20 protein-coding genes are annotated in these 21,339 nt (G+C 69.8%); 15 read left to right on the plus strand and 5 right to left on the minus strand.

Translation table 11 applies throughout. The features are described 5' to 3' along the window. Positions 1-30: 30 nt before the first annotated feature. A complete protein-coding gene (locus BWI15_RS01095) occupies positions 31-513 on the minus strand; it encodes an SCP2 sterol-binding domain-containing protein (protein ID WP_083750493.1) in 483 nt (160 codons plus the stop codon). 101 nt (positions 514-614) lie between these two features. Between BWI15_RS01095 and BWI15_RS01100 the strand changes: the two genes are divergently transcribed. The 3 genes from BWI15_RS01100 (at position 615) to BWI15_RS01110 (ending at position 4,833) form a co-directional block, all read left to right on the plus strand. Then, positions 615-1,253 (plus strand): TetR/AcrR family transcriptional regulator, encoded by a 639-nt coding sequence (locus BWI15_RS01100; protein WP_077012349.1) that lies wholly within the window; start codon positions 615-617, stop codon positions 1,251-1,253. A gap of 113 nt (positions 1,254-1,366) precedes the next feature. Then, on the plus strand, positions 1,367-4,006 hold the full coding sequence (locus BWI15_RS01105) for a phosphoenolpyruvate carboxylase (protein ID WP_077012350.1): 2,640 nt from the start codon (positions 1,367-1,369) through the stop codon (positions 4,004-4,006). After that, positions 4,006-4,833 (plus strand): biotin--[acetyl-CoA-carboxylase] ligase, encoded by an 828-nt coding sequence (locus BWI15_RS01110; RefSeq protein WP_077012351.1) that lies wholly within the window; start codon positions 4,006-4,008, stop codon positions 4,831-4,833. The genes BWI15_RS01105 and BWI15_RS01110 overlap by 1 nt, the downstream gene beginning before the upstream one ends. Here the strand turns inward: BWI15_RS01110 and BWI15_RS40680 are convergent. Next, positions 4,823-4,930: an MFS transporter small subunit gene (locus BWI15_RS40680; protein ID WP_425553121.1), complete on the minus strand. Its 108-nt coding sequence runs from the start codon at positions 4,928-4,930 to the stop codon at positions 4,823-4,825. The two genes, BWI15_RS01110 and BWI15_RS40680, sit on opposite strands and share 11 nt — an antisense overlap. Further along, positions 4,927-6,339 carry an OFA family MFS transporter gene (locus tag BWI15_RS01115; protein ID WP_193432125.1) on the minus strand — a complete coding sequence of 471 codons (1,413 nt, stop codon included), beginning with the start codon at positions 6,337-6,339 and terminating at the stop codon, positions 4,927-4,929. The genes BWI15_RS40680 and BWI15_RS01115 overlap by 4 nt, the downstream gene beginning before the upstream one ends. A gap of 151 nt (positions 6,340-6,490) precedes the next feature. Here BWI15_RS01115 and BWI15_RS01120 point away from each other — a divergent pair, with 151 nt between their 5' ends. Both BWI15_RS01120 and BWI15_RS01125 read left to right on the plus strand, forming a co-directional pair. Next, the gene (locus tag BWI15_RS01120) at positions 6,491-7,108 is read left to right on the plus strand and encodes a PH domain-containing protein (protein WP_077012352.1); all 618 of its coding nucleotides are present in this window, start codon (positions 6,491-6,493) and stop codon (positions 7,106-7,108) included. 64 nt (positions 7,109-7,172) lie between these two features. Then, positions 7,173-7,976: an SAM-dependent methyltransferase gene (locus tag BWI15_RS01125; RefSeq protein ID WP_077012353.1), complete on the plus strand. Its 804-nt coding sequence runs from the start codon at positions 7,173-7,175 to the stop codon at positions 7,974-7,976. Between the two features lie 71 nt (positions 7,977-8,047). Here BWI15_RS01125 and BWI15_RS01130 read toward each other — a convergent pair whose 3' ends face one another. After that, positions 8,048-8,614, minus strand: coding sequence for a GtrA family protein (locus BWI15_RS01130; RefSeq protein ID WP_077012354.1), 567 nt, complete (start codon positions 8,612-8,614; stop codon positions 8,048-8,050). A 175-nt stretch (positions 8,615-8,789) separates the two neighbouring features. Between BWI15_RS01130 and BWI15_RS01135 the strand changes: the two genes are divergently transcribed. From BWI15_RS01135 to BWI15_RS01145, 3 genes are all read left to right on the plus strand, one after another. Then, on the plus strand, positions 8,790-9,962 hold the full coding sequence (locus BWI15_RS01135) for a 5-(carboxyamino)imidazole ribonucleotide synthase (protein ID WP_077012355.1): 1,173 nt from the start codon (positions 8,790-8,792) through the stop codon (positions 9,960-9,962). Between the two features lie 10 nt (positions 9,963-9,972). After that, on the plus strand, positions 9,973-10,470 hold the full coding sequence (purE, locus tag BWI15_RS01140; RefSeq protein ID WP_077012356.1) for a 5-(carboxyamino)imidazole ribonucleotide mutase: 498 nt from the start codon (positions 9,973-9,975) through the stop codon (positions 10,468-10,470). A gap of 81 nt (positions 10,471-10,551) precedes the next feature. Beyond that, a complete protein-coding gene (locus BWI15_RS01145; RefSeq protein ID WP_077012357.1) occupies positions 10,552-11,772 on the plus strand; it encodes an MFS transporter in 1,221 nt (406 codons plus the stop codon). Between the two features lie 10 nt (positions 11,773-11,782). On the opposite strand, the gene BWI15_RS01150 is transcribed toward BWI15_RS01145, so the two are convergent. Continuing rightward, positions 11,783-13,123: a UDP-glucose dehydrogenase family protein gene (locus BWI15_RS01150; RefSeq protein WP_083750494.1), complete on the minus strand. Its 1,341-nt coding sequence runs from the start codon at positions 13,121-13,123 to the stop codon at positions 11,783-11,785. 134 nt (positions 13,124-13,257) lie between these two features. On the opposite strand from BWI15_RS01150, the gene BWI15_RS01155 reads away from it, so the two are divergent. The 7 genes from BWI15_RS01155 (at position 13,258) to BWI15_RS01185 (ending at position 21,303) form a co-directional block, all read left to right on the plus strand. Continuing rightward, positions 13,258-14,421 (plus strand): acyl-CoA dehydrogenase family protein, encoded by a 1,164-nt coding sequence (locus BWI15_RS01155; RefSeq protein ID WP_077012358.1) that lies wholly within the window; start codon positions 13,258-13,260, stop codon positions 14,419-14,421. Between the two features lie 582 nt (positions 14,422-15,003). After that, positions 15,004-15,141, plus strand: a complete 138-nt coding sequence (locus BWI15_RS38625) for a M1 family metallopeptidase (protein WP_143465360.1) — start codon at positions 15,004-15,006, stop codon at positions 15,139-15,141. A gap of 372 nt (positions 15,142-15,513) precedes the next feature. Then, positions 15,514-16,803, plus strand: coding sequence for an MFS transporter (locus tag BWI15_RS01165; protein ID WP_077012360.1), 1,290 nt, complete (start codon positions 15,514-15,516; stop codon positions 16,801-16,803). A gap of 63 nt (positions 16,804-16,866) precedes the next feature. Further along, positions 16,867-18,171 carry a histidinol dehydrogenase gene (hisD, locus tag BWI15_RS01170; RefSeq protein ID WP_077012361.1) on the plus strand — a complete coding sequence of 435 codons (1,305 nt, stop codon included), beginning with the start codon at positions 16,867-16,869 and terminating at the stop codon, positions 18,169-18,171. Then, positions 18,168-18,944 carry an SDR family NAD(P)-dependent oxidoreductase gene (locus BWI15_RS01175; protein ID WP_202817538.1) on the plus strand — a complete coding sequence of 259 codons (777 nt, stop codon included), beginning with the start codon at positions 18,168-18,170 and terminating at the stop codon, positions 18,942-18,944. The genes hisD and BWI15_RS01175 overlap by 4 nt, the downstream gene beginning before the upstream one ends. 35 nt (positions 18,945-18,979) lie before the next feature. Continuing rightward, entirely contained in the window at positions 18,980-20,473 is a 1,494-nt protein-coding gene (locus BWI15_RS01180) for a bifunctional 3-(3-hydroxy-phenyl)propionate/3-hydroxycinnamic acid hydroxylase (RefSeq protein WP_168197244.1), read from the plus strand. After that, on the plus strand, positions 20,470-21,303 hold the full coding sequence (locus BWI15_RS01185) for an SMP-30/gluconolactonase/LRE family protein (protein WP_077012363.1): 834 nt from the start codon (positions 20,470-20,472) through the stop codon (positions 21,301-21,303). Before BWI15_RS01180 ends, BWI15_RS01185 begins: the two co-directional genes overlap by 4 nt. The last annotated feature ends 36 nt before the right edge of the window (positions 21,304-21,339 follow it).

Here is a 21,339-nt window from a genome sequence, read left to right on the forward strand (position 1 = left end):
CCGATCCCGCCGCGCCGAGGTGTCAGCAGGTCAGCGGGGGCCGACGGCGAAGATCTTGGTGAGCCGGGCGGCCAGCGCCAGGTCGCCGCGCACCGACAGCCGTTGCTTCAGTACGGCGGTGACCGGGTCCTCGTTGCCGGTGACGATTCTCAGCAGCGTGGTGGGATCGGTCCGGACCGAGATCTGCGCCGGGCCGTCGTGATCGGCCAGCAGCTCGCACCGGCCGTCGGCGACCCGCACGTGGTACTCGTCGATGCCCTCGCCGTGCACACTGCCGCCGCCACCGGTGATCTGCCAGGTGACGACCGCGTCGAACCCCTCGGCCCGGGCGGGCCGGAGGTACTCCGGCATCCGGCGAAAGATCTCGCGCAACGCGACCTCTCGCACACCCCCGATGAGTCGATGCCGAAGCTCCCGTTCCGACGTCCGGTCGACCAAGCGGGCCAGCTCGGACAGCTCGAGCCTCGACAACGCACCGGACTCCAGCCAGTGGGCGCCGCCTCGTTCGGTCAACGGCGACCTCCCCGGGGCAGCTCCCAAGGAAGTCCTCCGGCGATCCGAAAAGGCTTCCTACCAGACCGTAGGAATTTCCTACGACCTGGTAGCTTTGTCAAGTGGTCAGCTCCGACGAACCGGTTGCGGAACCTCGCCGCCGGGCCGCGCACCTGGGGCCGCAACGGCGGCGGCCGATGATCCTGGACGCCGCCCTGCAGGTGTTCTCCGAGCGCGGCTTCGCCGGTACGACGATGCAGTCGGTCGCCGACGCGGCCGGAGTGACCAAGCCGGTGGTCTACGCCTCCTTCGCCAACCGCGACGAGCTGCTGCTGGCCCTGCTGGCGCGCGAGGAGCAGCACCTGGTGCTCTCGATCATGGCCGCGCTGCCGGCGAATCCCGGCGTCGGAACACCCGAGCAGCACGTGCTCGACGGCCTGTCGGCGTTCCTGGAGACCGCGGCCAAGAACCCCCAGTCCTGGCGGATCGTCTTCGGCGCCCAGTACGGCGCGGCGCCGGTCGTGGCCGACCGGGTCCGGGCGGCGCGCGCCTTCCTGGTCGAAGGCCTGCGGCTGACGCTCGTCCAGTCCCTGCCGGGCGTCACCGACCCGGACGCGAACCTGCCCGTGCTGGCCGAGATGCTCGCCTCGATGACCGAGGCCTGCGCCCGGATGCTCGTCGTCGATGGCACCGACCGGTCTCCGGCCGAGCTGGCCCAGGTGGTCTCCAAGGTCGTCGGCGGCGGGTTCGGCGCGGTCTGACCGGCCGGTTGCGTCGCCGTACAGTGCGGTCACCGCGACGCTGCGTCATTTTCTGCTGTTCACAGACCGGACCATGCGGCAAGTGAGCGCGGCCACGGATATCGTGGGCGAACGTGACCGAGACCGGCAGTCAGGCGAACGCCCGCACCCGTACCCGCGCACGTTTCGAAGTCCCTGAGGAGCTGCGGGCCGACGTCCGCCTGCTCGGCGAGATCCTGGGCCGCATCCTGGTCGAGTACGCCGGTCAGCCGCTGCTCGACGACGTGGAGAAGCTGCGCGAGCTGACCATCGCCGGCGACGGCGAAGCGGCCGAGCAGCTGGTCGCGACCTGGCCGCACGAGCGGGCCGAGGACGTCGCGCGGGCGTTCACCTGCTACTTCCACCTGACCAACCTCAGCGAGGAGCTGCACCGGGCCCGGGTCCTGCGCGAGCGCGACCGGTCCGGCGACGCCCCGGTGGTGTCGGAGCTGGCCCAGGCGGTCGAGCAGATCTCCGCCGACGCCGGCGAGCAGCAGGCCCGCGCGCTGCTCAACGGGCTGGAGTTCCGCCCGGTGCTGACCGCGCACCCGACCGAGGCCCGGCGCCGCGCGGTGCTGGCGACGATCCGGCGGATCTCCTCGCTGCTGGAGGAGCGCAACGACCCGCGCGCCGGTGACAGCGAGCTGGCCGAGAACCGGCGCCGCCTGGTCGAGCAGGTCGACATCCTCTGGCGGACGTCGCAGCTGCGCACCAGCCGGCCCACTCCGCTGGACGAGGTGCGCTCGGCGATGGCTGTCTTCGAGGAGACCCTGTTCGATGTCGTCGGCAACGTCTACCGGCGGCTGGACGACGCGCTGGCCGGTGACGAGGCCGGGATCCGCCCGCCGGTGGTGGCGCCGTTCGTCCGGCTCGGCTCCTGGATCGGCGGCGACCGCGACGGCAACCCGAACGTCACCGCCGCGATCACCCGCGAGGCGATGCAGATCCAGGCCGACCACGTCCTGCGGGCGCTGGAGCTGGCGACCGACGAGCTCGGCCGGTCTCTCACGCTGGACGCGGCCACCACGCCGCCGTCCGCGCCGGTCCGCCGCATCCTGGAGGACGCCCGCGCGGTCAACCCGGAGCTGATCGCCGACATCGAGACCCGGTCGCCGGCCGAGCCGCACCGGCAGCTCCTGCTGCTCGCCGCCCGCCGGCTGGCCGCGACCCGCGCTCGCGACGCCGACTTCGGCTACCCGCGGGCCGCCGACTTCCTGCACGAGCTCAAGGTGCTGCAGGACTCGCTGGTCTCGGCCGGCGCGCCCCGCCAGGCGTACGGGCAGCTCCAGCAGCTCATCTGGCAGGTCAGCTCGTTCGGCTTCCACCTGGCCGAGCTGGAGGTCCGCCAGCACTCGTCGGTGCACGCGAAGGCGCTGGAGGAGGTCCTGGGCGGCGGCGAGCTGTCCGACCAGACCGAGGAGGTGCTGGCCACGCTGCGGGTGATCGGGCAGATCCAGCAGCGGTTCGGCCCCGAGGCGTGCCGCCGGTACGTCGTGTCGTTCACCCGCAACGCCGGGGACCTCGCGGCGGTCTACGAGCTGGCCGACGCGGCGATGGACGGCCGGCCGATCGAGCTGGACGTGGTCCCGCTGTTCGAGACCGGCGAGGACCTGCAGAACTCCGTCGAGGTGCTGGACAACGCGATCCAGCTGACCCGGGTCCGGCACCGGCTGACCGCGAACGACCGCCGCTTCGAGGTGATGCTCGGCTACTCCGACTCCGCCAAGGACGTCGGCCCGGTCTCGGCCACCCTCGCCCTGTACGACGCGCAGGCGCGGATCACCGCCTGGGCGCAGCGCAACGCGATCCGGCTGACGCTGTTCCACGGCCGCGGTGGCGCGCTCGGCCGCGGTGGCGGTCCGGCGAACCGGGCCGTGCTCGCGCAGGCGCCCGGCTCGGTCGGCGGCCGGTTCAAGCTCACCGAGCAGGGCGAGGCCATCCCCGCCCGCTACGGCAACGCCGCGATCGCGCAGCGGCACATCGAGCAGGTCACCGCCGCCACGCTGCTCGCCTCCACCCCGGAGATCGAGCAGCGCGCCGCCGCGGCCGCCGACCGGTTCGGCGAGGTGGAGAAGGTGCTGGACGAGGCCGCCCGGACGGCGTACCACCGGCTCGTGAAGGCCGACGGGTTCGCCGAGTGGTTCGGCCGGGTGACGCCGCTGGAGGAGCTCGGCCAGCTGCCGCTCGGGTCGCGTCCCGCGCGTCGTGGTGTGGCGGTGTCCTCGCTGGAGGACCTGCGGGCGATCCCGTGGGTGTTCGCCTGGTCGCAGGCCCGCGTGAACGCCCCGGGCTGGTACGGCCTTGGCACGGCGCTGGCAGCGGTTGGCGACGTCGCCGTGCTGCAGGACGCCAACAAGAACTGGCCGCTGTTCCAGGTGATGCTGGAGAACGCGGAGATGTCGCTGGCCAAGACCGACCGGCGCATCCTCGGCCGCTACCTCGAGCTGGGCGACCGGCCGGACCTGAGCCAGCTGATGCTGGACGAGCACGAGCTCACCACCGAGTGGGTACTCAAGGTGCTGGACAGCGACCGCCTGCTGGCCGGCCGGCGCGTACTGGGCCGCGCGGTCGAGCTGCGCAACCCGTACGTCGACGCGCTGAGCTACCTGCAGCTGCGAGCCCTGCGGACGCTGCGCACCGACGACTCGCTGGACGAGGAGCAGATCGTGCGCACGCGACGGCTGCTGCTGCTGACCGTGTCGGGCGTTGCCGCCGGCCTGCAGAACACCGGCTGATGGCAGACGACCGGCCGGCGTTCGCCGACCTGGAGCGCCCGCCGCTGGACGAGAAGTTCCTGCGCGGGCGCCTGGTGCGTCCCGGTGGGCTGTGGACGCAGATCGACGTACTGACCGAGACGCCGTCGACCAACGCCGTCCTGGCCGCTGCTGCACGCGCCGGGGCTCCTGAGGGGCTGGTGGCGACAGCGGAGTACCAGTCGTCCGGACGGGGACGGCTGGGGCGTACGTGGACCACTCCGCCGCGCTCTGCGCTGCTGACGTCGGTCCTGCTGCGCCCGACCACGGTCCCGGCTGCCCGCTGGCCGTGGCTGGGCCTGCTGGTCTCCCTGGCCGTCACCTCCGCCGTACGACGGGTGGCCGAGATCCCGGCGCAGGTGAAGTGGCCGAACGACGTCCTGGTCGAGGACCGCAAACTCGCGGGCATCCTGCTCGAGCGGGTCGAAGGCCCGGCGGCGATCGTCGGCATGGGGCTGAACGTCACGCTGCGCGCGGACGAGCGGCCGCATCCAGGGGCGACCTCGCTGGCGCTGGAAGGCGCGGCGACGACGGATCGGGTGACGGTGCTGGCCGCCGTACTGCGGGAGCTGGCGGTTCGCTACCAGGAGTGGGTGGCCGCGGCGGGTGATCCGGCGGTGATCCTGCCCGACTATCAGGGGCTGTCGGCAACGATCGGCCGGCCGGTCCGGGTGGAGCTGCCGGACGGGAAGTTCCTGGAGGGCACGGCGACCGGTCTGGACACCGACGGCCGGCTGCTGGTCGACGCCGCCGACGGCCAACACGCGCTGGCCGCCGGCGATGTGACGCATCTGCGAACTAGTGAGTGAAAAGCTTCGCCGCGGTGATCAGGGTCTGGATGACGCCGTAGCCGAGCAGGACGGCGACGAGCGCCCAGGAGACGACTAGGCGAGGGGTCTGGTTCATTTCGCGGCCTCCGCGGCTTCGGTGCTGGTCTTCTCGTGACCGGGCCTTTCGTGGAACCGGTCAGAGACCGGGCGGATCAGCAGGTTGGCGACGAACCCGATCGCCAGCACGCCGACCATCGTGAACAGCGCCGGGCTGTAGGCCTCTTCGGTCAGCGTGCCGGGTTTGCCCTCCCGGTCCAGGAAGCCGTTGATGATCAGTGGCCCGAAAACGCCCGCCGCCGACCAGGCGGTCAGCAGCCGGCCGTGGATCGCGCCGACCTGGTAGGTGCCGAACAGGTCCCGCAGGTACGCCGGTACGGTGGCGAACCCGCCGCCGTAGAAGGACAGGATCACCGCGGCCAGCAGCACGAACACGATCGTGCTGGTGTGCCCGACGGTGGCCAGCAACGCGTAGGCGATGATGCCGACGCCGAGGTACAGCGCGTAGATCGGCTTGCGGCCGATCAGGTCCGACGTGGTCGACCAGCCGAACCGGCCGGCCATGTTGAAGATCGACAGCACGCCGACAAAGCCGGCCGCCGCGGCGACCGCGACCGAGGACTTGCCGTCCGCGCCGCGGAAGAAGTCCTGGATCATCGGGCTGGCCTGCTCCAGGATGCCGATCCCGGCAGTGACGTTGCACAGCAGCACCACCCACAGCAGCCAGAACTGCGGGGTCTTGATCGCGTTCGCGGCCGAGACGTTGGCGGTGGTGACCAGCGCCTTCTGCTTGACCTTCGACGGGTCGAATCCGTCGGGCTTCCAGCCGTCGGCGGGCACGCGGATGTTGAAGACGCCGAACATCATGACCACGAAGTAGCCGATGCCGAGCGTGAGGAACAGCGCGACCAGCGCGCCGCCGCCGGCCACCGACGCGGAGTTGTTCGGGTCGTAGCCGTCGTCGTACAGGCCGAGCAGCTGGCGCGACAGCGGACTGGCGACCAGCGCGCCGCCACCGAAGCCCATGATCGCCAGGCCGGTGGCCAGACCCGGGCGGTCGGGGAACCACTTGATCAGCGTCGACACCGGCGAGATGTAGCCGATGCCGAGGCCGATGCCGCCGATCACGCCGTAGCCGAGGTAGACCAGCCAGAGCTGACCGGTACCGATGCCCAGGGCACCGACTCCGAACCCGGCCGCCCAGAAGCACGCGGAGACGAACATCGCCTTGCGCGGTCCGTTGCGCTCCACCCAGGTACCGCCGATCGCCGCCGACAGCCCGAGCATCACGATCGCGATGCTGAAGATCACGCCGATCGCGGTCTGGCTGGCGTCGAAGTGCTGGACCAGCGAGGTCTTGTAGACCGAGGTGGCGTAGGCCTGACCGATGCACAGGTGCACCGCCAGCGCGGCCGGCGGGATCAGCCAGCGGCTGTAGCCCGGGGGCGCGACGCTGTGCTCCCGATCGAGGACCGACAAGATGCCCATCACGACTCCTTCGAGTGGTCGCCCCCCAGTTGTGGCCCCCAGGGCGCGAACGCCCCTGGGCATCTTCGCGGAACGGTATGCAATTTGTGAAGTCTTCAACCATCGTGTCGCCCGGCGACATTTCACCCCTGGAACTGTGAGACTGGGACCCATGGCGATCTCGGCGAAGTTGTTGGGTGAGGACGAGTACGTCGTCGTCAGCACCCGGACGCACTGGAAGGCACTGATCTTCCCGGTGTTCCTGCTGCTCGTGGTGGCGGCCGGCGGCGGGTTCCTGGCCGCGATCGTGCCGTCGGGCAGCCTGCAGACGCCGGCCCGGATCGCGATCGGTGTGATCGGTCTGCTGGTCGTGCTGGTGTTCGGGGCCAAGCCGTTCCTGAACTGGTTCTTCTCGTCGTACACGCTGACGAACCGGCGGCTGATCACCCGGCACGGCATCTTGACCCGGACCGGCCGGGACATCCCGCTGATGCGGATCAACGACGTGTCCTACGAGCACGGCCTGATCGACCGGATGCTCGGCTGCGGCACGCTGCAGATCCAGTCGGCCAGCGAGGGCGGCCACGTGGTGCTGCCCGACGTCCCGCACGTCGAGCAGATGCACCTGAAGATGTCCGACCTGCTGTTCGGCGGTCCGGACGGCAAGCCCGGTGACGGCTACCTCGACGACGAGGCGCCGCCGCAGCACCAGCGGATCCGCCCGCAGCGGCCGGCCGCCGAGCCCGACGCCGAGACCCTGTTCAGCTCCGAGGACACCGACCGCCGCTGATCTGCCCCGGTCTGCCCCACGAAATGGCCTGCCGGGGCGCTTCGGCGTACGAAAACCTCGGCGCATGGAGCAACTCAGTGAGCCACCCCTGCTTGTCGACGTGAACAAGCCGAGCAGCGCTCGGGTCCACGACGTGCTGCTCGGCGGCAAGAACCACTACGAGTCCGACCGGATCCTCGCCCGCCAATTGCTGGAGATCGCGCCTGGCCTGCCGCTCTGGGCCCGCGAGAACCGCCGCTGGCTGCACCGCGTCGTCAGCTGGCTGGCCCGCGAGCACGCCGTCGGCCAATTCATCGACTTGGGCGTCGGCTTGCCGACCGAGGTGAATCTCCACGAACTCGTCCCGGGCAGCAAGGTCGTGTACGTCGACAACGACCCGACGGTGGTCGCTCACGGCCGCGCCCTGCTCGCCGGCGAGCACACCGCCTTCGTCGCAGCCGACCTCACCCGCCCGCACCAGGTCCTGTCGGACGAGGCCGTGATCGACCTCGACCCGCACCGCCCGATCGCGTTGATCGAGTCCCTCGTGCTGCACCACGTGCCCGGCCTCAACCACGTTCGCGACATCCAAGCGGCGTACCTGGACACGCTGCCGTCCGGGTCGTTCGTCGCGATCAGCCACGCCTGCAACCCACGCGACGGCAGCGCGACCGCCCGGCTGGCCGACGCCGTCGAGCAGACGCTGGCCACGAGCTTTCCCGACCTGCGGTTCCGGACGCCGGACGAGATCCTGTCGCTGTTCGGCGACCTGCCGGTGCTCGCGCCCGGCCTGGTCCGGGTCGCGGAGTGGGACCCGTCGGGTGAGCGCGCCGCGGAGAACGAGGCCGACGGCAACTTCCTGTACTGCGCGGTCGCCCGCAAGCCCTGACCATCCGGCCCGGCAACGGCGAAGGCCCGGAACAGGATGTCCTGTTCCGGGCCTTCGAAGTACTGTGCGGGTCAGCGCACCACGGGGAGGTCGCCGGTGTTCTCGGCGTCCAGCGAGGCCGGAGAGTCCGGCGCCTTCGTCTGGTGCTCGGCCTCTTCCAGCTCGATCTCCTCGCGGAAGACCCACTTGCGGTAGGACCAGAACCGGAACAGCGTGCCCAGCCCCAGGCCGATCACGTTCGCCGAGACGTTGTCGGCCAGCGCGGTGTGCAGGTCCAGCACGTAGCGCGAGAAGCCCAGGCAGCCGGCCGCGATCAGCAGGCCGATGCCGTTCAGCACGAAGAACAGCACGTACTCGCGGTGCAGGCCGGTGCGCTCGCGGTGCCGCCAGGTCCAGTGCCGGTTGCCCAGGTACGTCGCGACGGTGGCGACCGTGACCGAGATGAACTTCGCCGTCACCGGCTTGTCGTGCAGCATGCCGTCGCCGTGCTCGCCGAAGATCACCAGCGGGTTGTTGAACACCAGCCAGTTGTAGATCGGCAGATCGACGACCATGCCGAGCAGACCGACCAGCCCGAACTTGGCCACTTCGTGCACCAGGTGCTCGACCTGGCGGTACAGCGTGGTGAAGATCTTCAACGGACCAGTGGACTCTCTGTGAACGGACAACTGGTTGGGGCCCCTTCACGGTACCCGGCGTGGGGGCCGACACGAAAATCCCCCGCGTGCCGGAGTGGCCCTCACGCCTGTCGTGCGGTAGGCGGCCCAGCGGGTGCTGTCAGGGTCCGGCAGGCCGGGCACTAGGCTCAGGACCGTGAAGTTCGAGCGTAAGGATCTCCCCGTCGGGACCCCTGTGGTGGGCATGGTCGGCGGGGGACAACTGGCCAGGATGACGCAGGAGTCGGCGGTCGCGCTGGGGATCCAGCTACGGGTGCTGGCCGAGGGACCGGCGGTGTCCGCGGCGCAGGCGGTGGCCGACGCGCCGGTGGGCGACTACCGCGACCCCGCCACGGTGAAGGCCTTCGCCGCCGAGGCCGACGTGGTCACCTTCGACCACGAGCACGTGCCGACCGAACTGCTCCGCGAGCTGGAGGCCGCCGGCGTCGCCGTCCGGCCCGGGCCCGACGCGCTCGTGCACGCGCAGGACAAGGCCGTGATGCGGCAGCGGCTGGACACCATCGGGGCGCCGTCGCCGGCTCACCAGGTCGTCGCGACGCCCGACGAGGTCGCCGACTTCGCCAAGCGCGTCGGCGGCTTCCCGGTCGTGCTCAAGACCACCCGCGGCGGGTACGACGGCAAGGGCGTCTGGGTCGTCGACGGCCCGGACGACGCGGCGGTGGCGCAGGCGTTCGGCTCCGGCGTACCGATCCTGGCCGAGGAGAAGGTCGACTTCGTCCGCGAGCTGTCCGCGATCGTGGCCCGCAGCCCGCACGGCCAGGCCGTCGCCTACCCGGTGGTCGAGTCGGTCCAGAAGGACGGGATCTGCGTCGAGGTGACCGCACCGGCACCCGGCCTCGACCCCGACCGGGCCGCGCAGGCGCAGCAGACCGCCCTGCGGATCGCGGGTGAGCTGGGCGTGGTGGGGATTCTCGCGGTCGAGATGTTCGAGGCCCGCGACGGCCGCCTGCTGGTGAACGAGCTGGCGATGCGCCCGCACAACACCGGCCACTGGTCGATCGAGGGTGCCGTCACCAGCCAGTTCGAGAACCACCTGCGCGCCGTCCTGGACCTGCCGCTGGGATCGCCGGCCGCGCGGGCGCCGTACACGGTGATGGTGAACGTGCTCGGCGGTGATGTCGAGGACATGCATCTCGGGCTGCTGCACTGCATGGCGCGCGACCCGGGCCTGAAGGTGCACTTCTACGGCAAGTCCGTGAAGCCGGGCCGCAAGGTCGGCCACGTCACGGCGTACGGCGACGACCTGGACGAGGTCCGCGAACGCGCCCGGCACGCCGCGGCGTACCTGACCGGCACGATCGACGAGTGAGGAACCGGCCATGACCGTGGGCATCGTGATGGGTTCGGACTCCGACTGGCCGGTGATGAAGGCGGCCGCGGAGGTGTGCGCCGAGTTCGGCGTGCCGTTCGAGGCGGACGTGATCTCCGCGCACCGGATGCCGGTGGAGATGATCGACTACGGACGCGAGGCGCACGGGCGTGGGCTCAAGGTGCTGATCGCCGGGGCCGGTGGTGCCGCGCACCTGCCCGGCATGCTGGCCGCCGTGACGCCGTTGCCGGTGATCGGCGTACCGGTGCCGCTGAAGTACCTGGACGGGATGGACTCGCTGCTGTCGATCGTGCAGATGCCGGCCGGCGTACCGGTCGCTACGGTGTCGATCGGCAACGCGCGCAACGCGGGCCTGCTCGCGGTCCGCATCCTGGCCGCGCACGACCCGGAGCTGCTGGACAAGATGACGCAGTTCCAGGAGTCGCTGGCCGAGCTGGCCAGGGCCAAGGGCGCGACGGTGCGTAACGGCGCGAAAGAACTGCGTTAGGTCCGGCGCCGAGCCGGTTTTCCACATCTCCGGGGCGGGTAGCCGTGAGATCCCAACCATTGTCGTCTAAGGTCGTCGATCGTGACTCCGCCCGCAGAACCGGACACTCAGCGCATCCCGGTCCGCTACTGGATCTGGCTCTTCGGCGCTGCTGTCTCGTTGCTCGGCGATCTCACGATGACGTTCGCCATCGGCTGGTCCGCGAGTCACTACGGCGGCCAGGTGGCCGGTCTGGTGCTGCTGCTCGCGGCGGCGCCCCGGGCGGCGTTGCTGCTGATCGGTGGCGCGGTCGGTGACCGGTTCGGCGCTCCGCTGGTGCTGCTGGCCAGCTGTACGGCGATGTTCGTGGTCACCGCGGCGCTCGTTCCCGCGACGAGCGCGGTCGGCGAGCCGGTCTGGTTGCTGCTGACCACGGCCCTGGTCGTCGGAGTGATCGACGCGTTCTTCCTGCCGTCGTCGCGCTCGATGCCGCGCCTGCTGGTGCCGCCCGCTCTGATCCCGCAGGCGCTTGCGAGTTACCAGGTGACCGGCGTCGTCTTCGCCGTCACCGGTACGGCGGTCGGCGGCGTACTGGTCAGCTGGGCCGGGCTCACGGCGGCAGCGGCGTTCGACGCGCTGACCTTCGCCGTGATGATCGTCGTCCTGGTGGTACTGCGCAAGACGGTCGACCCGCCGGTCAAGACCACGACCGGGATGTTCCGGTCGATCCAGGAGGGCATCCGGATGGCGTTCGGGCGTCCGCAGACCCGGGCACTGCTGATCACGATGACGGTGGCCGCCGGACTGCTGATGCCGCTGGACGCGCTGTTGCTGCCGCTGCTGGCTCGCGACCACGGCCTGGACGCCGCGACCGCCGGCCTGCTCGTCGCCAGCCGGAGCCTCGGTGTCGGAGTGATCGCCTTGCGCATCCTGACCCGCGGAGCCTTTCCCCGGCCCGGGTTGTTCGCCGCGCTGGGCTTGCTGCTGGCCGGTCTGGGGCTGCTCGGCCTTTCGTTGTTCGAGCCCCTGCCGCTGACGATCCTTGCCGGTGTGGTGAGCGGGATCGGGGTCGGGACCTTCACCGGGCACGTGCTGCCACTGCTGATGAACTCGGTGGAGCAGGAGTTCCAGTCCCGGCTGCAGTCGGTGGTCGTGCTGTGCCAGAGCCTGGCGATCGTGGTGATGAACCCGGTGCTCGGGACGCTCGCCGACGTGGACGGCTTCGGCATCACCGGTGTCTGCCTGGCGGTCGGGGTCGGCGCGGCCCTGCTCGGGACCGTCGCGCTCACACGTCCGATTCTGCGGAACGCGACGGTCACCTAGCGTCGGTGGTTCAGGGCTTGCCGGGCGCCCGGTAGGTCCAGCCCGCGGCGCGCCACTGTGCCGCGTCGAGCACCAGGCGCGCGTCCAGCATCACCGGGTTCGCCACGACGTCCTTCAGCGCGACCGGGTCGAGCGCGCGGAACTCGGGCCACTCGGTCAGGTGCAGCACCAGGTGGGCGCCGTCGCAGGCCTCGGCCGCGGAGCCGGCGTACCGCAGCGTCGGGCGGACGCGGCGGGCGTTCTCCATCGCCTCGGGGTCGTAGACGGTGACGGTCGCGCCGTGCAGCTGGATCCGGCCGGCGATGTCGAGCGCGGGCGAGTCCCGGACGTCGTCGGTGCCGGCCTTGAACGCGGCGCCGAGCACGGTGACGTTCCGGCCGACCCATTCGGCGCCGAGCAGCTCGTGGGTGACATCGACGATGCGCGCGCGCCGGCGGTAGTTGATGTCGTCGACCTCGCGCAGCAGCGTGATCACTTCCTCGACCCCGAGCTCCCCGGCGCGGGCCATGAACGAGCGCAGGTCCTTGGGCAGGCAGCCACCGCCGTACCCGGGGCCCGCGTTCAGCATGCCGCGGCCGATCCGCTTGTCGAAGCCCAGGGCGTCGGCCAGCTGGGTGACGTCGGCGCCGGTGGCGTCGGCCATCTCCGACAGCGCGTTGATGAAGGAGATCTTCGTGGCCAGGAAGGCGTTCGCGCCGCCCTTGACCAGCTCGGCGGTCGGCAGGTTGCAGACCACCACCGGGCTGCCCTCGGCGATCGGGGTGGCGAACACCTGGCGCAGCTTGGCTTCGGCCTCGGCGGACTGGACGCCGAAGACCAGGCGGTCCGGGTGCAGCGTGTCGTCGACGCCGTGCGCCTCGCGCAGGAACTCCGGCTGCCAGGCGATCTCCACGCCGGTGCCGGCCGGGGACTCGCTGTGGAAGCGCTGCTCGACCAGCTTCGACGTACCGACCGGGACCGTGGAGCGGCCGACCACCAGGCAGGGCTTGGTGAGCAGCGGGGCGAGCATGTCGACGACCGAGTGGACCTGGGCCAGGTCGGCGGCGTCGCTGCCCTCCTGCTGCGGGGTGCCGACGCAGACGAAGTGCACGTCGGCCCAGTCGGCGATCTCGTGGTAGTCCTTGGTGAACCGCAGCCGTCCGGAGTCGACGTGCTTTTTCAGCAACGGGTCCAGTCCCGGCTCGTACAGCGGGGCCTTGCCGTCGTTGAGCAGCTTCAGCCGGTGCTCGTCGATCTCGACGCCGATCACGTCGAATCCGAACTCGGCCATTCCCGCGGCGGTGTTGGCGCCGAGGTAGTTGGTGCCGATCACCGCGATCCGCAGCGGGCCGGTGGGCGTGCCTTCAGTCATGCGGGCGACTCTACCGATCCGGCGTTCGAGCCGGTGAACGGCTCAGGTCCAGGCGGTGCTCGGCTGTGCGCCGTTGGTCACTTTCCGGTGTCGCGAGGTCCCGGCGGCGGGCGATCCGTCGTACATTCGAACTCGTGAGTAACTCATTCGACCTGTACGCGCTGTCCGAGGAGCACGAGGCGATCCGGGCCGCGGTCCGCGACGTCTGCGACGCCAAGGTGGCCCCGCACGCCGGGGACGTCGACGAGCTCGCCGAGTTCCCGAAGGCGTCGTACGACGCGCTGAAGGCCTCGGACTTCCACGCCCCGCACATCCCGGAGGCCTACGGCGGCGCCGGCGCCGACGCGCTGGCCACGGTGATCGTGATCGAGGAGGTCGCTCGCGCCTGCGCGTCCACCTCGCTGATCCCGGCGGTGAACAAACTCGGCTCGCTGCCGCTGCTGCTGTCGGCGTCCGAGGAGGTCAAGCAGCGGTACCTGCCGCCGGTCGCGGCCGGGGACGCGATGTTCTCCTACTGCCTGTCCGAGCCCGAGGCCGGTTCCGACGCGGTCTCGATGAAGACCCGCGCGGTCGCCGACGGTTCGGACTTCGTGCTGAACGGCGTGAAGCGCTGGATCACCAACGCCGGCGTCAGCGACTACTACACGGTCTTCGCGGTGACCGACCCCGACGCCCGCTCCAAGGGCATCTCGGCGTTCGTGGTGGAGAAGTCCGACGAGGGGGTGTCGTTCGGCGCGCCGGAGAAGAAGCTCGGCATCAAGGGCTCGCCGACCCGCGAGGTCTACTTCGACAACGTCCGGATCCCGGCGTCGCGGATGATCGGCGCCCCCGGCACCGGCTTCGCCACCGCGATGGCGACGCTCGACCACACCCGGGTGACGATCGCCGCCCAGGCCGTCGGCATCGCCCAGGGCGCGCTGGACTACGCGCTCGGCTACGTCAAGGAACGCAAGCAGTTCGGCAAGCCGATCGCGGAGTTCCAGGGCCTGCAGTTCATGCTCGCCGACATGGGCATGAAGCTCGAGGCCGCCCGCCAGCTCACCTACGCCGCGGCCGCCCGCTCCGAGCGCAACGCCGCCGACCTCACCTACTTCGGCGCTGCCGCCAAGTGCTTCGCCTCCGACGTCGCGATGGCCGTCACCACCGACGCCGTCCAGCTCCTCGGCGGCTACGGCTACACCCACGACTACCCGGTCGAGCGCATGATGCGCGACGCCAAGATCACCCAGATCTACGAGGGCACCAACCAGGTCCAGCGCATCGTGATGGCGCGGCAGCTGCTGAAGGGTCTCGGCTGAGGACAAAACTGCAGGTCAGAGGCATGAAGGCGAGGAATCCCCCCCGCGCCGGGAATGAATCCTCGTGGCATCGGAGCGCCGCACCGATGACGCCCTGCTCCGTGGCTGCTCCGTCGGCCTCTGCGCGGCGGGTTTACCTGAGTCCGCTCCGTCATACGGGGCCACCGCAAGGCGCAGCCCGAAGATCCTCACCCGGCAGCAGCCGCAGGTAGCTCCAGGATCTCGACCACTGGTTCTCAGCCGGGTACACACCAATGTCGTAGGCACCACATCCCCCTCCGAGACGTAATCCATCCTCCTTCGTCAGGTTGTCGCCACGCAGCAAACCCCCGGACTGGGCGCAGTGAAGACCAGCCGGAGCCGCTCATCGTCCACGGCGCCGAGCGGTTTCCGGGATCGTGATGATCAGAACTAACGCCCTTGCGGGTGCAACGAAGTCCTCGATCTGTGCGTGTGCGGCCGCTCGTGGGTGCGCGGCGTTCATCGGCGTCGAGATGCTCTGTATTGCTCGCCGGTGCGTCGCACCCTCCCTTCGAGCGGTAGGGCGTCCTCGGCCTGGCCAGCATCTACAACAGCGTCGCCATGGAAACAGCCACGGTTTCCACCTTCGGTGCCCAACTCGCCCTGCCCCCGAAGGACCAGGCCGCGACCATGGTCCATGAGCTGACCCACCAGTACTTCGGTGACGCCGTGTCCGGGCGGACCTGGGACGACATGTGATCAGCGAGGGTCACGCCCGCTACTACGAGACCCGGTACGCCGTCCGACCGCGGCTACCTTGGCCTCGACACCGAGCTGAAGTCGCTCTACGAAAGCGACCCGCAGCTCCGACGACGTCGGCCCGATGGGCCGACTCAACAACCGGGGCGGGTTGCTGCTGAACACCGACGACCCCGGCGCACTGATGCTCGCCGGTCTCCGCACCCAGGTCGGCGACCTAACCTTCCGAGAGAACGTCCAGGACAACAGACCACGTTCGCCTCATGGCTGTCAGGGTTTCGCCGGTTGGCTCGTTCGGTTGTGAGCTGCGCCATACGTTGGCGGCCAGTTCTGCCGGCGGCAACGCCGCGGCCACCTGTCAGGAGGACATCAATGGCAACTCCCACCGCTCGACCGCAGGGCACCGGCCGGATGACGGGTGCGCAGTGCGGCATCGTCGGCCTGTGCCTGCTGGTCGCCGTCATGGACGGGCTCGACGCCCAGTTGATCGCGTACGCGGCACCCGCGATCGTGAAGGAATTCGGCTTCGGTCCGGCCGCATTTGGAGTCGTCTTCTCCGCGAGCCTGCTCGGGATGGCTCTCGGCAGCGTGTTGTTCGGGATGCTGGCCGACCGCTACGGCCGCAAACGCAGCATGATCGCCGCGATCACCCTCTTCGCGGTCGCAACGTTGCTGATCCCATTGGCCGCCACGAACATCCCGAGCTTCCTCGCGCTCCGGTTCGTGGCGGGGCTCGGACTCGGCGGCGTGACACCCAGCCTGATCGCGCTGATCGCGGAGAACACGCCACAACGCGTCCGGTCGATGGCGATCATGGTCGCCGTCGGGTCGCTGTCGCTGGGCGCCTTCTTCGGCGGACTGCTCGCCGCCTGGATGATCCCCGCCCACGGCTGGCGGTCGATCTTCGTTCTCGGCGGCGTCGTTCCCGTGTTGCTCGTCGTGGCCATGGCCGCCGGTCTCAGGTCCCGGGCCGACGTCAGAGACCCGGCCGCCGGTACCAGCCCTGCCACGTCCTCGGCACAGCTGCTGCGCGACGGCCGCGCACCCGGCACGATCGTGTTATGGATCGTGTTCTTCACGAACCTCCTGCTGCTCTTCTCGCTGCTCAACTGGTTGCCGACCCTCTTCCTCAGCGCGGGACTGACGGCCAAGGCCGCGCTCACCGGAAGTTCGGTGTTCGCGCTGGGTGGTTTCACCGGTGGCCTCGTCATGGGCGCCCTGATCGACCGCACCGGCCGGTCTCACGCCGTACTGGTGATCGGCTACGCCCTCGGCATCGCCGGCATCGGCATCGTGACGACTGCGACCGACAACGTGCCGTTGCTGATGGCCGGCATCGTCCTGGCGGGCGTTGGCGTTGCCGGTGGCCAGACCGGAATCAGCGCGCTCGCGGCGTCGCTGTACCCGCCTTCGATCCGCGGCGCGGGCATCGGCTGGGCGTACGGCGTCGGCCGCGTGGGGTCGATCGTCGGACCCGCCGTCAGCGGCTTCCTGGTGGCGTCCGGACTCGGCGCCACCTCCATCATCGGGCTGGCCGTTGTCCCGGCCGCGATCGCCGGTACCGGGGTGGCGACGCTTGCCGTCCTCGGCCGTCGACGGACTTCGCACAGTGGCCTGGAGGAGTTCGCCCCACGGCTCGGGGCGGGGCCGTCCGGTCCGTAGGTTCTCGTCACCACGAGCCCGGTCGCACTCCGGACGACGGGCGATCAGTCAGGGAGCATACGCATGGAGCAGTTGAAAGCGGCCGCGGCGGGACCGCGGGACGAACAAGCGGACAAGCAGGTCTCCCAGCTCGTCACCGAGGTGATCGCGAACGTACGTGACCGCGGCGACGCGGCAGTGCGCGAGTACTCTGAGCGCTTCGACGGGTGGTCGCCGGCGAGTTTCCGCCTCGCCCCGGAGGACGTGGCCAAGATCGTCGCAAGCGTTCCGGAGCAGGCAATCAGCGACATCCTTGCCGTCCAGGCGCGGGTCCGGACGTTCGCCGAGCACCAACTGGCCTCGCTGCGCGACTTCGAGGTCGAGACCGAACCCGGAGTCCTGCTGGGACAGAAGAATCTACCGGTCGGATCGGTGGGCGCATACGTACCTGGTGGACGGTATCCGCTCGTCGCCTCGGCGCACATGACGGTCGTCACCGCCAAGGTCGCCGGGGTCGAACGGGTCACGGCCTGTACGCCACCGATCCGCGGGCAGGTGCCGGCCGCAACTGTCGCGGCGCTGCACCTCGCCGGTGCCGACGAGATTCTGCTGCTCGGGGGCACTCAGGCCGTCGCGGCGATGGCACTCGGCACCGAGACGATCGGCAAGGTCGACATGCTCGCCGGTCCGGGCAACGCGTTCGTGGCCGAGGCCAAGCGCCAGCTGTATGGAACCGTCGGGATCGACCTGTTCGCCGGTCCGACCGAGGTCCTCGTCATCGCCGACGAGGACGCCGACCCGTTGGTCGTCGCCGTTGATCTGCTCAGCCAGGCCGAGCACGGACCGGACTCGCCCGCCGTCCTGATCACGACGTCGGCCGCGCTCGGACGCCGAGTGCTGGAACTGATCGACGACCTTCTGCCCGACATGCCGACTGCCGACTACGCCGAACCAGCCTGGCGTGACCATGGCGAGGTCATCGTCGTAGGCACCCTCGCCGAGGCGTACACGCTCGCGAACCGGTACGCGTCGGAGCACGTCCAGGTCCTCACGGCGAACCCGCGAGAGGCGCTGGACCGTATGTCGAACTACGGCGCGCTGTTCCTCGGCGAGGGAACTTGCGTCTCATACGGCGACAAGGTCATCGGCACGAACCACACGCTACCCACCCGCGGTGCCGCGAACTACACCGGCGGGCTCTGGGTAGGCAAGTACCTCAAAACAGTGACCTACCAGGAGGTGACCTCCCCCGCCGCGAGCGCGGCGCTCGGAGAGTTGTGCGGGAGGGCCGCCCGGGTCGAGTTCTTCGAGGGCCACGCACGATCCGGCGATATTCGGGCCCATAAGTTCGGCGAGGCCGAGCTCCTGTGGGCCCCCGCGGACCGATGACGACCGTGATGGAGGGTCCGCTCGTCGGGCGGACCGGCCTCGTCACCGGCGCCGGCAACGGACTCGGCCGCGCGATCGCGCTGCTGCTGTCTCGGTATGGCGTCCGCGTGCTGCTGGTCGGCCGAGACGAGGCGAAGCTCGAAGCCGTCAAGGCGGAGATCGGTCCGAGCGCCAGGGTAGAGACCTGCGACACGTCATCTCCCAGCGCTGTCGAGGAACTGCGGAACACTCTGGCCGACGAGGACGTCTCGATCCTGGTCAACAACGCCGGGGTCCCGGGACCGGTGGCCGACCTCACGCAGGTCACGGCCGAGGAGTGGGACTACGTCTTCGCCGTCAACGTGCGAGGCGTCTACCTGATGTGCCGGGCGTTCCTGCCGGCCATGATCGAGCGCGCCGCCGGCGACATCATCAACGTGGCGTCGGTGAGCGGCAAGCGCCCGCTGGCCCGGCGTACGCCGTACGCGGCGTCGAAGATGGCCGTCATCGGCCTGACCACCACCTTGGCGCATGAGGTCGGTGCGTACGGAATCGCGGTGAACACCCTGTCGCCGGGCCCTGTCGCCGGCCCCCGGATGGAACGGATCCTCGCGCTGGACGCCGGGCGCCGCGGAACCTCGGTCGCGGATGCGGAAAGCGACTTCGTGTCCCGATCCGCGATCAAGCGGATGGTGACCGAGGCGGAGGTGGCCCAAGCCGCGCTGGCGATGCTGCACATGCCCGGCTTGTGCGGCGCCGACGTGGATCTGTCCGGAGGGATGGTGGCGAGATGAGCGGTTCGGCAACCGAGCAGCGGAACGGACGAAGCATGACGAACACCAAGAGCAATAGGTATGACGTCGTCGTGGTCGGCGCCGGACCGGCGGGCCTGGTGCTGGCGGCACTGTTGGACCGCAGGGGGGTCTCGGCCGCGTTGATCGATCCGAACAAGATCGTCTGCCAGCACCCGCGGGCGTCCCATCTCGACGACGAGGTGATGCGCATCCTGCAGACGATCGGTATGGACCGCGCCGAGCCGACCTACATGCGCCAGACCGGTTTCGACTTCTATGCCCCCGACGGCAGGTGCTTTCTCAAGTGGGACATCCGGCCGGGCGAGACCGAGCAGGGATGGCAGCCGGCGTACCAGTTCTTCCAGCCGGACTTCGAGGCGGAGCTGCGCGGCCGGCTCGCGGCGAACGAGCACACCGATCTGCTGATCGGGTGGGAGGCGACCGCCATCACCGAGTCGGCTGATGAGGTCCAGATCTCGATCAAGCGGCGCGCAGACGGTGCGGAGCGCGGACTGCGGGCCGGATATGTGGTCGGTTGCGACGGATCGCGGTCGATGGTCCGCGGCCTGGTGATGAAGGATCTGCTCGACCTCAACGGAACCAAACAGTCGGTCATCATCGACGTGAACCATCTCAGTCCTGCCAAGGATCTGCCCCGGACCGCACTGTCGATCATGTGCGGTCCGGTGCCGATCACCCACGTTCCGATCGTCGAGCCGATGTCGCGGTTCCAGTTCATGCTCGGACCGGACGAGGACCCGCTGCCCTACGAAGATCCGACCACGATCTATCGGCTGCTGGACCGCTTCGTCGAGCCTGACTCGTACCGGATCATGCGTACCGACGTGTACGAGTGGAACGCGCACCTGGTGCAGGGCTGGCGGTCCGGACGGCTGATGATCGCCGGTGACGCAGCGCACCTGATGCCGCCGATGCTCGGGCAAGGAATGTGCTCGGGGCTGCGGGACGTGAGCAACCTGGCGTGGAAGCTTGCTCTGGTCGTGAGTGGGCGGGCGCCGGCCACGCTGCTGGACACCTACGAGTCGGAGCGGTCACCGCACGTCCGTGCGATGATCGCCGAGTCGGCCCGGCAGGCCAATCTCGTCGCCGCGATCAGCCGCGGCGAGGACCAGGCCGGCTCCGAGACCTCGGTCGACCGGTCACGCAAGCCGTTGGGGCCAGGGCTGTCGGATCACAGATTCAAGGCATCCGGAACGTTGGCCCCGCAACCGCGCGACCTGACCGGCGCCCGGATGGACGACCTGGTGGGATACGAGTTCGCTGTCGTCGTGTCCGCGGATCTCGGCCAAAGCCTGGCTGAGACACTCAAGCGGAGGTTCGCGCGGATGAGCCTGCCAATGGTTGTCGTCGAGGACCCCAGAACGACGGCCTGGCTGAGCTCGTACGGCGTCGACGCGGCGATCCTGCGCCCGGATCGCTACGTGTACGCCGCGACCAAGGGCCCCGAAGAGCTGGCCGCAGCGGCGCAGGCGCTGGAGGCAGCACTCGCATCGGAGGTCTTCGTGTGAGGACGTTGCTGGAAGGACTTACCTGGGGCGAAGGGCCCCGCTACGGGAACGATCACCTGGTCGTGTCGGATCCCCACCGGAACACCCTCTGGAGCGACGCGTCGGGCCGATGGGTGCCACACGCGCTGCCGTCGGCCAGCAACGGTCTCGGCTTCCTGCCGGACGGCAGCCTGATCGCGGCACTCATGGATGAAGTTGCCGTGGGCAAGTGGAACGGCACCCTTTTCGAGCCCTACTGCGACCTGTCAAAAGTTGCCTCCGGCCCGCTCGGAGATTTGACCGTGGACGCTGCGGGTGGTCTCTACGTTGACGATGTCGGATACGCCGCCCACCGCGGGGAGCCGCCGCGGCCGGGTCGCCTGATCTACGTCTCCCCTGGCGGCCGTGACGCGGTGGTGGCCGCCGACAACGTCGAGTTCCCGAACGGCATCTGCCTGGTGGACAACGGCCGCACGCTGATCGTCGCCGAGACGTGGCGGCAGCGACTGCTCTCCTTCCACATCGTGTGCCCTGGCGTGCTGACGGATCGTCGGGACTATGCCGTGCTGGGCGCGGCCGTTCCGGCCGTCCGGCCGGACGGGATCTGTCCGGCGAACGGCGGAGGCGTCTGGGTGGCCACGTTGACCGGCCGGTCGGTGTTGCGCGTGGATCGCCAAGGAGTCAAGGAGATTCTGTTCACCGGCAGTGAGTGTCCGATCGCCGTCTGCGTCGGCGCGGACGGCTCTTTGTTCGCCACGCTGGCGGATACCAGTGGGCTGCCGTTGATGGAAGCGCTTGCCCTCGACAAGGTCTCGACCAAATTCGTTCAGCTGCCGCACACTGGGAACTGATCCTCGACCTGCCAGGCGGGCGCGAGGGTGGGAGAC

The sequence above is a fragment of the Kribbella sp. ALI-6-A genome, from assembly GCF_001984195.1.
Taxonomy (GTDB): Bacteria; Actinomycetota; Actinomycetes; order Propionibacteriales; family Kribbellaceae; genus Kribbella.